Source organism: Cellulomonas sp. IC4_254 (assembly GCF_011603975.1).
In the GTDB taxonomy this organism is placed as follows: Bacteria; Actinomycetota; Actinomycetes; order Actinomycetales; family Cellulomonadaceae; genus Cellulomonas.
Genome location: NZ_JAANNB010000125.1, coordinates 1 through 11,675, shown reverse-complemented (window position 1 = coordinate 11,675; position 11,675 = coordinate 1). Strand labels below are relative to the sequence as shown.

Sequence of the window (11,675 nt, the reverse complement as noted above, 5' to 3'; positions counted from 1 at the left end):
GGGCGGCGGGGGGCCGGCGCCCGGCGCGCTGCGGGCCTCGGGCGGGGACGACACCCCGCGCCGGGTCGCGGTCGTGGGCCCGCTGGCCGACGACCACGAGGCGCACCTCGGCGACTGGGCGGGCAACTCGGGCCAGGCCGACTGGCTGCCCGAGGGCCACCCGCGGGACATGATCGTGACGATCCTCGACGGCCTGCGCGCGTCGGCACCGGTCGGCTGGGCCGTCTCGCACAGCCGGGGCGCCGACATCCTCGACCTGGTGCCGGACCCGGCGGGCGACACCTACCCCGACGGGCAGCCGCGGCCGAAGATCGGCGTGCCGGTCGAGCCGGACGCGGCGCTGATCGCCGAGGCCGTCGCCGCCGCCGAGGACGCCGACTACGTCGTGGCGGTCGTCGGCGACCAGATCCAGCTCGTCGGCGAGGGCCGGTCCACGGCCACGCTCGAGCTCGTCGGCGGGCAGAACGCGCTGCTCGACGCGCTCGCCGCGACCGGCAAGCCGCTGGTCGTGGTGCTGCTCGCGTCGAAGCCGCTGGTGCTGCCGCCGTCCGTCTCGTCCGCCGACGCGGTGCTGTGGGTGGCGAACCCGGGCATGCAGGGCGGCCAGGCGATCGCGGAGGTGCTGCTCGGGCTCACCGAGCCGTCCGGCCGGCTGCCGATCTCGTTCGCGCGGCACGCCGGGCAGCAGCCGACCTACTACAACCAGATCCGCGGCCAGCACGGCGACCGGTACGCCGACCTCACCCAGGAGCCGGCGTTCGTGTTCGGCGAGGGCCTGTCCTACACGACCGTCGAGTACGCGGACCTGCGGCTGGACCGGTCCACCGCGGCCGTGGGGGACACGGTGCGCGCGACGGTGACGCTCACCAACACCGGCACGCGGCCGGCGCGGGAGACCGTGCAGCTGTACGTGTCCGACGCGGTGACCTCGGTGTCCTGGGCGGACAAGGAGCTCAAGGCGTACGCGCAGGCCGACGTCGCGCCGGGGGAGTCGGTCGAGGTGACCGTGGACCTGGCGGTGGCGGACTGCACGATCGTCGACGCCGCGGGGCGGCGGGTCGTCGAGCCGGGGCGGTTCGACGTCCTGGTGGGCCGGTCCTCGCGGGACGCGGACCTGCTGCGGGCGGCGTTCGAGGTGCGCTGACGCGAGAGAGCAGGAGACACGTCGAGCGAGTACCCCTCGGGTACTCGCTCGACGTGTCTCTCGCACACTCGGGGCGAGCGGCCCCCGCCCGGTCGGCGCGGGGCGTGCCGGCGTGGTGCCCCCAGCAGGACTCGAACCTGCAACCGACGGATTAGAAGGCCGTTGCTCTATCCATTGAGCTATGGAGGCGTCGCCGGCCACCGCGCGACGGTGGCGCGCGACCGGCGGACCCAGGGTACGCGCCCGCCCCCGTCCGCTCCCGCGTGCCCCGCGGCCGGTCCCGCGCGAAGTCGTCGCAGGTCACACGGCGCGCACGTTTGGCCCGCTCCCCGTTCACACGAGAGGATGACGGGGTGAACGTGCAGGCGGAGAGCTCGGCGGCGCGGGACGTCCTCGACCGGCCGCTGGCCGCGACGTCCCTGCTCGACGCCCTCACCGACCTCCTGCGCGACGTCCGGGCGACGGAGTTCCCGCTGGAGGTCCCCGGCGTCGGGGTCGCCCGCGCGTCCCGCACCCGGCTGGTCGACCAGCTCGCGGACCACCTGGTCCCGCGCCTGCGGCAGCTGTCCGCGCCCGCGATCGTCGTGGTCGCCGGGTCGACCGGGGCGGGCAAGTCCACGCTGGTGAACTCGCTGGTCGGGACCGAGGTCACGACCGCCGGGGTGCTGCGCCCGACCACCCGCCGCCCGGTGCTGGTGCACCACCCGGACGACGGCGAGCTGGTCCGCGAGCACCCGGTCACCGACGCGGTGGAGATCGTCGCCTCGGACCGGGTGCCGCGCGGCATCGCCCTGATGGACGCGCCGGATGTCGACTCCGTGGAGGAGGCCAACCGGCGCTCCGCGCACCGACTGCTGGAGGCGGCGGACCTGTGGCTGTTCGTCACGACGGCCGCCCGGTACGGCGACGCGCTGCCCTGGCGGGTGCTGACCGGCGCGACCGAGCGCGGTGCGTCCGTGGCGATGGTGCTGAACCGCGTCGACCCGGCGTCGCTGCCGACGGTGCGCGGCGACCTGCTGGACCGGCTGCGGTCGCACGGCATGCAGGGCTCGCCGCTGTTCGTGGTGCCGGACCTCGGCCCGCACGAGGGGCTGATGGACCCGCCGCTGGTCGCGCCGATCACGCGCTGGCTGACGATGCTCGCCGGCGCGGACCGGGCGCGCACGGTGGTCGCCCGGACGCTGCGCGGCTCGTTCGCCGCGCTGCGGCCGTGGGTGGACGAGCTGGTCGACGCGGTCGACCGCCAGGCCGAGGCCGCGACCGCGGTCCGCACCGCCCTGGACGACGCCGTGCGCGCTCCGGCCGACGACGCGCGCCGCACCATCACGCGCGGGGCCGTCGCGCAGGGCGCGGTGCAGGCGCGCTGGACCGAGCTCACCGCCCCGGGCGCGGCGCTCGCGGACGTGCTGAAGGGCGGCGGCCGGGTCGACCGGTCGCGCCGCGCCGGGCGGGACCGCGCCACCGCCGTGCTGCCGCTGGTGCAGGACCTGGTGTCGTCCGCGAGCTCGACGCTGGCCGCCGTCGGCGCCGCGACCGAGACCGCGCTGCGGGACGCGCTGGCCGCGGGTCCCGCGGGGGCGACGACGCTCGCCGGCGAGTGGTCGCCCACCGACCGCGCGGCGGACCGGCCGCGCGAGGTCGAGCGGGCCGCCCGGGACTGGGTGGGCGGCGCCGTCGAGGTGCTGACCGCCGACCCCGCGACCCCCGCGCCCGCCGGCGACGACCGCACCGCGCGGCGCGCCGGCGCGAAGGCCGCCAAGCGGGTCGCGGCCGCGCAGCGCGCGCTGGGCGACGAGGGGCTGGCCGCGCTCGCGCTCGCCGCCGCCGCGGGTCTGGAGCCGGCCGACCGGATGCTCGTCGACCTGCTGGGCGAGCGCGGCACCGCCGTCGCCGCGACGCTCCGCGACCGGCTCGCGCAGCACGCCGCCGACCAGGCCGGGCGGGAACGGGACGCGGCCGTCGCGGTGCTCGACCGCCCTGCGCTCGCACCCGACGCCGCGTCGACGCTGCGGCTGCGGCTCGCCGTGATCAAGGGGCTGACATGACCGACCTGCGCAGCGACACCGCCGCGCTCACCAAGCGGCTGGCCCGGCTCGACGAGGCGCTGGCGGTGGGCGGCGACCGCGTCGACCCGGCCGTGGCCGCGCGGGTGCGAGGCATCGGCGACCAGGTGCGGACCCGGCTCGCGCTCGGCGTCGACCACACGGTCGTCGCTCTGCTCGGCGGCACCGGCTCCGGCAAGTCGAGCCTGTTCAACGAGATCTGCGGCCTGGAGTTCGCCGAGGTCGGCGTGAAGCGGCCCACCACCTCGCAGCCGACCGCGTGCGTGTGGGGCGGGGGCGGCGAGAAGCTGCTCGACTGGCTGGACGTCGACGACGACCGCCGGATCGAGCGGGAGAGCGCCCTCGACGGCGACACTGAGGCCCCGCTGCGCGGCCTGGTGCTGCTCGACCTGCCGGACCACGACTCGATCGAGGACGCGCACCGCGAGGCCGTCGACCGGCTGCTGCCGATGGCGGACCTGCTCATCTGGGTCGTCGACCCGCAGAAGTACGCCGACGACTCGCTGCACTCCGGCTACCTGCGCGGCCTGGTCGGGCACGAGGGCGCGATGCTCGTCGTGCTGAACCAGGTCGACACCGTGCCCGCCGAGCAGCGGGACGCGCTCGTCGCGGACGTCGGCCGGCTGCTCGCGGCGGACGGGCTCACGGGCGTCGCCGTGCGGACCACGTCCGCGCGCACCGGCGAGGGCGTGGCGGAGATGCGGGACACGCTGGCCGAGGTCGTGGGACGGCAGAGCCTCGCCGCCCGGCGCGCGTCCGCGGAGATCACCGACGCGGCCCGGCTCGTGCAGGGGGAGGTCGGCGACGCCGAGCCGCCCGCCGAGGCGCTCGACGTGACCCCGGTCGCCGTGACGCTCGCGCACGCGGCGGGCCTGCCGGCGCTGGCCGACGCGGTCGCCGCGGTCGTGCGCGGCAGCGCGACCACCGTGCCGGAGCTGGTGTCCGTGCAGGAGGGCGCCGTGGCGCTCGCGCGGAGCCAGTGGACCGACGCGGTCACCGCGCGGCTGCCGCGCCGCTGGGTCGAGGCGGTGCGCGGGGCGCTCGCCGGGACCGAGGAGATCCGGTCGGCCGCCGACGAGGCGCTGTCCCGGGTGGCCGTCGTGACCCGGCGCTCCCGGCTCGCGGTCACGCTGGTCGTGCTGGCGGTCGTCCTGGGCGTGGCCGCCGTGGCGGCCGCCGGCGCCGGGGCGTGGCGGACCTGGGGCTCCGGCACCGGGCCCGACGAGCTGCTGCGGCTGGGCTGGCCGCTGGCGGCCGGGCTCGCGGTGCTGGCGGCGCTGTGCGCGTGGCTCGCGGTGCGCGCGCGGCGGGCGGCCGCGACGCGGCGCGCCGAGCGGGTGCGCCGGGACGGGCGGGAGGCGCTCGAGGGCGTGGCCCGGCGGTGCCTCGCGGAGCCGACGGCGGCGGTGCTCGCCGAGCACCGGCGGGTGCGCGAGCTGGCCGCGGGGGCCCGCGAGGCCTGAGGTCTGCGCGAGCACAGGGCGCCGAGTCCTCCACAGGGACGCACGCGTGCGTCGTCCCCAGGTCCGGGGTCGGGTCGGCCGTCCGGCGGCGGTCGACCGGGCAGCGTCGTGCCCACGGCCGGCCCGCACGGGTGCCGGCCTCGGCACCAGGAGGACGCATGGCGGTCAACGAGCTCACGGTCACGGTGGTCGGCTGGGTCGGCAGCGACCCGGTCCAGTACCGCGGGGAGGACGGGCAGGTCCCGTTCACCAAGTTCCGCCTCGCCAGCACCCCGCGGGTGTACGACCGCGAGCAGGACGGCTACGTGGACGCCGACACCAGCTGGTTCACGGTCAAGACGTTCCGGCACCTCGCGCTCAACGTCGCCGAGGCGGTGCGGCGCGGGGAGCCGGTGGTCGTGCACGGCCGGCTGCGGGTCGTCGACTGGGTGGCGCCGGACGGGCGCGCCCGGACGACCGCCGAGCTCACGGCGGACGCGGTGGGCCACGACCTGGCCCGGGGGACGACGCGGTTCACGCGAACCGTGCACGTGACGCGGGGCCCCGGGGCGCCGGGTGTGGAGCCCGGCGACGAGCCGGGGGAGGAGGGCGCCCTCGGGGAGCACGACCGCGCGCCGGTGGACCTGAGCCGGGCGGTCGAGCTCGCGGACGACGACCCGCTGCCCGCAGACGTGCCGACCGCCGACCGGCTGACGGCCTGACGGCCCGGCAGCAGGAGACCGGGCGACGGCGCGGGCCGCGGTCGGCGGCGGCGGACGCGGTCCGCCGGGCCCGGATCGCCTAGGCTGGGGGATCGCGCCGTCGCCGGGCACCGCGAGGTCGCCCGGCGCGCGCGACACCGGAACCGACGACCCCGAGGCGGACGAGAAGCCAGTGGCTGAGTTCATCTACAGCATGTACAAGGCGCGGAAGGCGCACGGCGACAAGGTCATCCTCGACGACGTCTCGCTGAACTTCCTGCCCGGCGCCAAGATCGGCGTCGTCGGGCCGAACGGCGCGGGCAAGTCGACCATCCTCAAGATCATGGCCGGGCTGGACCAGCCCTCCAACGGCGAGGCGCGCCTCAGCCCCGGCTTCACGGTCGGCATCCTCCAGCAGGAGCCGCCGCTGAACGAGGAGAAGACCGTCCTCGGCAACGTCCAGGAGGGCGTCGCCGAGATCAAGGGCAAGATCGACCGGTTCAACGAGATCTCCGCCCTCATGGCCGAGCCCGACGCCGACTTCGACGCCCTGCTCGCCGAGATGGGCGTGCTGCAGGAGGCCATCGACGCCGCCGACGCGTGGGACCTCGACGCCCAGCTCGAGCAGGCGATGGACGCCCTGCGCTGCCCGCCGCCGGACGCCGACGTGTCGGTGCTGTCCGGTGGTGAGCGCCGCCGCGTCGCGCTCTGCAAGCTCCTGCTCGAGAAGCCGGACCTCCTGCTCCTCGACGAGCCCACCAACCACCTCGACGCCGAGAGCGTGCTCTGGCTCGAGCAGCACCTCGCCACCTACCCCGGCGCGGTCCTCGCGGTCACCCACGACCGGTACTTCCTGGACCACGTCGCGGAGTGGATCTGCGAGGTCGACCGCGGTCGCCTGTACCCCTACGAGGGCAACTACTCCACCTACCTGGAGAAGAAGCAGGCCCGCATGGAGGTGCAGGGCAAGAAGGACGCCAAGCTCGCCAAGCGCCTGAAGGACGAGCTCGAGTGGGTCCGCTCCTCGGCGAAGGGCCGGCAGGCCAAGTCGAAGGCGCGTCTGGCCCGCTACGAGGAGATGGCGGCGGAGGCCGACCGGACCCGCAAGCTCGACTTCGAGGAGATCCAGATCCCGCCGGGCCCGCGTCTGGGCAGCGTCGTGCTGGAGGCCGAGAAGATCGAGAAGGGCTTCGGCGACCGCGTCCTCATCGACGGGCTGACCTTCACGCTGCCGCGCAACGGCATCGTCGGCGTCATCGGCCCGAACGGCGTCGGCAAGACCACGCTGTTCAAGACGATCGTGGGCCTGGAGCCGCTCGACGGCGGCTCGCTCAAGGTCGGCGAGACGGTGTCGGTGTCCTACGTCGACCAGTCGCGCGGCGGCATCGACCCCAAGAAGACGCTGTGGGAGGTCGTCTCCGACGGGCTCGACTTCATCAAGGTCGGCAACGTCGAGATGCCCTCCCGCGCCTACGTCGCCTCGTTCGGCTTCAAGGGCCCGGACCAGCAGAAGCCCGCGGGCGTGCTGTCCGGCGGTGAGCGCAACCGCCTGAACCTCGCGCTCACCCTCAAGCAGGGCGGCAACCTGCTGCTGCTCGACGAGCCCACCAACGACCTCGACGTCGAGACCCTCGGCTCGCTGGAGAACGCCCTGCTGGAGTTCCCCGGCTGCGCGGTCGTCGTGTCGCACGACCGGTGGTTCCTCGACCGGGTGGCGACGCACATCCTGGCGTACGAGGGCACCGAGGAGAACCCGGCGAGCTGGTACTGGTTCGAGGGCAACTTCGCCTCGTACGAGGAGAACAAGGTCGCGCGGCTCGGCGCCGACGCCGCGCGCCCGCACCGCGTGACCTACCGCAAGCTCACGCGCGACTGAGCGAGCCCGCACCACCCGCACCGGCCGCCGCCCCCACCCGGGGACGGCGGCCGGTGCGCGTCCCGGGCGGGGTCGGGCGCCGGACGGCAGGATGGGCGGCATGGTCGACGACACGCCCCCGCCCGTCCCCGGCGCGGTGACCGGCGCGGACGCCGCGCTGGCCGACGCCCTGGACCGCCTGCGCGCCCGGCTGCGCGACGTCGCCCTGCCGCTCGACGCCCCGGGCGCCGCGCAGGCCCGCGCGGACCGGCGGGCGGCCCTCGACCAGCTCGACGACTACCTGCTGCCGCGGCTGCGGTCCGCCGGAGCCCCGCTGCTGGTCGTCGTCGGCGGCTCCACCGGCGCGGGCAAGTCGACGCTGGTGAACTCCCTGCTCGGCGAGCGGGTCAGCGACCCGGGGGTGCTGCGGCCGACGACGCGCTCGCCCGTGCTGGTGCACCACCCGCTGGACGCGGGCTGGTTCACCGGCGACCGGGTGCTGCCGGGGCTCGCGCGCCTCGCGGGGGACGAGACGTCCGTCGACCGCCGGGGCGAGGCCGGCGACCCGCAGGCCGGGCCCGGTGCCGCCGCGGTCCGGCTCGTCCCGAGCGCCGCGCTGCCCCGCGGGCTCGCGCTGCTGGACGCCCCGGACGTCGACTCGGTCGAGGAGGCGAACCGCCGCCTGGCGGCGCAGCTGCTCGCCGCCGCGGACCTGTGGCTGTTCGTCACGACCGCCGCCCGGTACGCCGACGCGGTGCCCTGGGACCTGCTGCACACCGCCGCCGAGCGGCACGCGCAGGTCGCGCTCGTCGTCGACCGGGTGGACCCCGGGTCGGAGGCGGCGGTCGAGGACCTGCGCCGGATGCTCGACGCGAACGGGCTGGCCGGTGCGCCGCTGTTCCCGCTCGGGGAGGGCGTGGGGGCGGACGGCCTGCTCCCGGAGGAGGCGGTGGGGCCGGTCGCGGCGTGGCTGTCGGACCTCGGCGGCGACGCGGCGGCCCGGCGCGCGGTCGCGGTCGCGACCCGGGACGGCGTCGTGGACGACCTGGCGCGCCGCGGGCTCGCGCTCGCGCAGGCGGCCGACGACCAGGTGGTCGCGGCGACGCGGCTGCGGGACGCGGTCGCGCGCGCGTACGCCGAGGCGGCCGCGCAGGTCGGGTCGGCGACGTCGGACGGCGCGATGCTGCGCGGCGAGGTGCTCGCGCGCTGGCAGGAGCTCGTCGGCACCGGGGACCTGCTGCGGTCGGTGGAGCGCGGGGTCGGGCGGGTGCGGGACGCGGTCGTCGGGTTCCTGCGCGGCCGGCCGGCGCCAGCACCGGTCGAGCAGGCGATCGCGCACGGGCTGGCGGCCGTCGTCCTGGACGCCGCCGACGGGGCGGCCGAGCGCACGCACGCCGCGTGGCGGGGCGACCCGTCCGGCGCCGCCCTGCTGCCGGACCTCGGGCTGTCCCGGTCGTCGGCGACGCTGCGGGCGGACGTGGACCGCGAGATCCGGGCGTGGCAGGCGGACGTGCTGGCGCTGGTCGGCGAGCAGGGCGCGCAGCGGCGGGGCACGGCACGGGCGCTGTCGTTCGGGGTGAACGCGCTCGGCGTGAGCCTCATGGTGCTCGCGTTCGCCTCGACCGGCGGGCTCACGGGCGTCGAGGTCGGCATCGCGGGCGGGACGGCCGTGGTCGCGCAGAAGCTGCTCGAGGCGGTGTTCGGCGACGACGCGGTGCGCCGGCTGACCGGCGAGGCCCGGGAGCGGCTCGAGGCGCGGGTGCGCGGCCTGCTCGCGGGCGAGGCCGCGCGGTACACCGCGCAGCTCGACGCGCTGGTGGTCTCCGGCGGGGAGGCGCTGCGGGGTGCCGCGACGGCGGTCGAGGACGCGGCCCGCGGCGAGCGCGCCGCCCGGACGGCCGCCGGTCGCGACGGGGCCGGCGCGGGCGACGGAGCGGCGGTCGGTGCGCCCTCCGGGTCGACCGCGAGCCTGCGCGGTGCCCACCGCTGGCGCGCGAGCGCCGGTGGCACAGGGCCCGGCCGCACGCCGGGAGCCGGCGGGACGTGGCCGGGCTGGACGGGCGGAACCGCGGGGCCGGGACTCGGGCCGGGCGATGCAGTGCGTGCCGACGACCCGGCCGCCGACCACGCCGCCGACCGCCCCCGCGGCGGGTTCTGGCGCCGGCTGCTCGGCCGGGAGGACCGCGGATGAGCGTCCCGCTGCACGACCGCGTCGCCGCCCTTGGGGCGGCGCTCGACGCGGGGGAGGGTCGGCTGCCCGCGAGCACCGTGACCGACGGCCGGGCGGTGCTGGCACGGGTCGGCGAGCGCGCGGCGCTGTCCGCCGAGCACACCGTCGTCGCGCTGGCCGGTGCCACCGGGTCGGGGAAGTCGTCGCTGGTGAACGCCCTGGTCGGGGCGGAGATCGCCCGCCCCGGCGTCCAGCGCCCGACGACCGGCGAGGCGCTCGCGGCCGTCCGCGGGCCCGGGGCGGAGCCGCTGCTCGACTGGCTCGGGGTCCGGCAGCGGCACGGGCTGCCGGCCGGTCCGGGTGCCGCGGGGTCGCGGCTCGTGCTGCTCGACCTGCCGGACCACGACTCCGTCGTCGAGGCGCACCGGCTCCGGGCGGAGCACCTGATCGAGCGGGTCGACCTCCTGGTGTGGGTCGTCGACCCGCAGAAGTACGCCGACGCGGCGCTGCACGAGCGCTACCTGCGCCCGCTCGCGCGGCACGCGGACGTCGTCGTCCTCGTCCTCAACCAGGCGGACCGGCTCGCGCCCGCAGAGGTCGACGCCGTGCTCGCGGACCTGCGGCGGCTGGCGGCCGCGGACGGGCTGCCGGGGGTGCGCACGCTCGCCGTCTCGGCCCGCACCGGCGAGGGCGTGCCCGCGCTGCGGGACCTGCTCGACGACGCGGCCGAGCGCCGGCGGGTGGCGGTCGCGCGGATGACCGCGGACGTGGAGGTGGCCGCGCGCCGGGTGCTCGACGCGTGCGGCACCCCACCGGGGCGGCGGCGTGGCCGCGACGACGGCGGGCTGCCGGCGCTCGCGGACGCGCTCGCCGAGGCCGCGGGCGTGCCGGTGGTCGTCGAGGCGGTCCGTCGGGCGGCGGTCCGCCGGGCGACCGCGCGGGCCGGGTGGCCGCCGGTGCGCTGGCTCGCCCGGCTGCGGCCGGACCCGCTGCGCCGGCTGCACCTGGCGACCGGGTCGCTCCCGGGCCGGGGGCGGGGCCGGTCCGCCGGTGCCGACGACGCCGAGCCGGGCGCCGTCGAGCGCACGTCGCTGCCGCCCGCCGGGCCGGCCGCGCGCGCCGCCGCGTCGTCCGCCGTCCGCCGGTACGTGGACGGCGCCGCCGCGGACGCGCCGGACGCCTGGGCCCTCGCCGTCCGGGAGGCGGTGGGCGCGGCCGACCTCGCCGACGACCTGGACCGCGCCGTCGGCGCCACGCCGCTGCTGCCGGACCGGCCGGGCGCGTGGGTGCGGGTCGCCGGGTTCGTGCAGTGGGTGCTGCTCGCCGCGGCCGTGGCCGGGGCGCTCTGGCTCGCGGCGCTCGCGGGGCTGGCGTACCTCCAGCTGCCCGTGCCCCGGACGCCGGAGTGGGGGCCGTTCCCGGTGCCGACCGCGCTGCTCGCCGGGGGGCTGCTCGCCGGGGCGCTGCTGGCGCTGCTGGCGTCGGTGCTCGCGCGGGTGCTGGCGCGGGGCCGGGCCCGCGCGGCGCGGGCGCGGTTGCTCGCCGCGGTCACCCGGGTGGCGCGGGACCGGGTCGGCGGCCCCGCCGGGGCGGTGCTGGCGGACCTGGCGGCGTGCCGGGACCAGGCGCGCCGGGCCGCGGGGGAGCGCGGCCGCTGAGACCCCGGTGCGGCCGACGCCACACGCGCGCCGCACCCGCGACCGCCCTGCCGCGGGGCAGGATGCTGGGGGCGCCACCCGCGGCGCCGCGATCGAGGGGACGGGACGGATGACCAGGCTCCGGGTGCCGGTCCAGCTGCGCTGGTCCGACATGGACGCGTACGGGCACGTGAACAACGTCGAGCTGCTCCGGCTGCTGGAGGAGGCCCGCATCGAGGCGTTCTGGGCGCACCCCGCGCCCGCCGACCCGCTCGGCGAGGGCGCCGCGCCGGCCACCGCCGACCGCGAGACCTGGCCGACCGCCGTGCTCGACGCCGGGCCCGGCGCGCGCACCGCGACGCTCGTCGCCCGGCAGGAGGTCGAGTACCTCCGCCCGCTGGGCTACCGCCGCACGCCGGTCGTCGTCGACATGTGGATCGGCCACCTCGGCGGCGCGAGCATCGACGTCTGCTACGAGGTGCACGACGCGTCGCCGGACGAGGCCGCCGCCGGCGCGCCCGGCCCGTACGCCCGCGCGGTGACCACGCTGGTCCTGGTCGACGCCGCGAGCGGTGCACCCCGCCGGATCGGCGAGACCGAGCGCGCCGCCTGGCTGCCGTACGTCGAGGAGCCCCCGACCTTCCGCCGCCGCGGCCGCTGACC

Annotated in this window: 8 protein-coding genes and 1 tRNA gene; 8 read left to right on the top strand and 1 reads right to left on the bottom strand. The window is 77.9% G+C overall.

What is annotated here, in order from left to right:
- Window positions 1-1,144 (top strand): glycoside hydrolase family 3 C-terminal domain-containing protein (locus G6556_RS12675; RefSeq protein WP_205693414.1); only part of this gene is annotated, 1,144 nt, incomplete at its 5' end.
- 113 nt (window positions 1,145-1,257) lie between these two features.
- On the opposite strand, the gene G6556_RS12670 is transcribed toward G6556_RS12675, so the two are convergent.
- Window positions 1,258-1,333 (bottom strand) — tRNA-Arg (locus G6556_RS12670).
- Between the two features lie 164 nt (window positions 1,334-1,497).
- Here G6556_RS12670 and G6556_RS12665 point away from each other — a divergent pair.
- From G6556_RS12665 to G6556_RS12635, 7 genes are all read left to right on the top strand, one after another.
- Window positions 1,498-3,189 carry a dynamin family protein gene (locus G6556_RS12665; RefSeq protein ID WP_346774871.1) on the top strand — a complete coding sequence of 564 codons (1,692 nt, stop codon included), beginning with the start codon at window positions 1,498-1,500 and terminating at the stop codon, window positions 3,187-3,189.
- The gene (locus tag G6556_RS12660; RefSeq protein ID WP_166941864.1) at window positions 3,186-4,670 is read left to right on the top strand and encodes a GTPase; all 1,485 of its coding nucleotides are present in this window, start codon (window positions 3,186-3,188) and stop codon (window positions 4,668-4,670) included. The genes G6556_RS12665 and G6556_RS12660 overlap by 4 nt, the downstream gene beginning before the upstream one ends.
- A 158-nt stretch (window positions 4,671-4,828) precedes the next feature.
- Window positions 4,829-5,371, top strand: a complete 543-nt coding sequence (gene ssb, locus G6556_RS12655) for a single-stranded DNA-binding protein (protein WP_166941862.1) — start codon at window positions 4,829-4,831, stop codon at window positions 5,369-5,371.
- A 172-nt stretch (window positions 5,372-5,543) separates the two neighbouring features.
- On the top strand, window positions 5,544-7,226 hold the full coding sequence (gene ettA / locus G6556_RS12650) for an energy-dependent translational throttle protein EttA (protein ID WP_166941860.1): 1,683 nt from the start codon (window positions 5,544-5,546) through the stop codon (window positions 7,224-7,226).
- Window positions 7,227-7,326: 100 nt separating this feature from the next.
- Window positions 7,327-9,396 (top strand): GTPase domain-containing protein, encoded by a 2,070-nt coding sequence (locus tag G6556_RS12645; RefSeq protein ID WP_166941858.1) that lies wholly within the window; start codon window positions 7,327-7,329, stop codon window positions 9,394-9,396.
- Window positions 9,393-11,033, top strand: coding sequence for a GTPase (locus G6556_RS19950; RefSeq protein WP_166941856.1), 1,641 nt, complete (start codon window positions 9,393-9,395; stop codon window positions 11,031-11,033). Before G6556_RS12645 ends, G6556_RS19950 begins: the two co-directional genes overlap by 4 nt.
- Window positions 11,034-11,142: 109 nt before the next feature.
- Window positions 11,143-11,673 (top strand): acyl-CoA thioesterase, encoded by a 531-nt coding sequence (locus tag G6556_RS12635; RefSeq protein ID WP_166941854.1) that lies wholly within the window; start codon window positions 11,143-11,145, stop codon window positions 11,671-11,673.
- The last annotated feature ends 2 nt before the right edge of the window (window positions 11,674-11,675 follow it).

What these genes read in the sequence shown, in the direction of transcription:
- G6556_RS12660 (WP_166941864.1), top strand. Translation starts at nt 3,186, where the DNA reads ATGACCGACCTGCGCAGCGACACCGCCGCGCTCACCAAGCGGCTGGCC.
- ssb (WP_166941862.1), top strand. Translation starts at nt 4,829, where the DNA reads ATGGCGGTCAACGAGCTCACGGTCACGGTGGTCGGCTGGGTCGGCAGC.
- G6556_RS12645 (WP_166941858.1), top strand. Translation starts at nt 7,327, where the DNA reads ATGGTCGACGACACGCCCCCGCCCGTCCCCGGCGCGGTGACCGGCGCG.
- G6556_RS19950 (WP_166941856.1), top strand. Translation starts at nt 9,393, where the DNA reads ATGAGCGTCCCGCTGCACGACCGCGTCGCCGCCCTTGGGGCGGCGCTC.
- G6556_RS12635 (WP_166941854.1), top strand. Translation starts at nt 11,143, where the DNA reads ATGACCAGGCTCCGGGTGCCGGTCCAGCTGCGCTGGTCCGACATGGAC.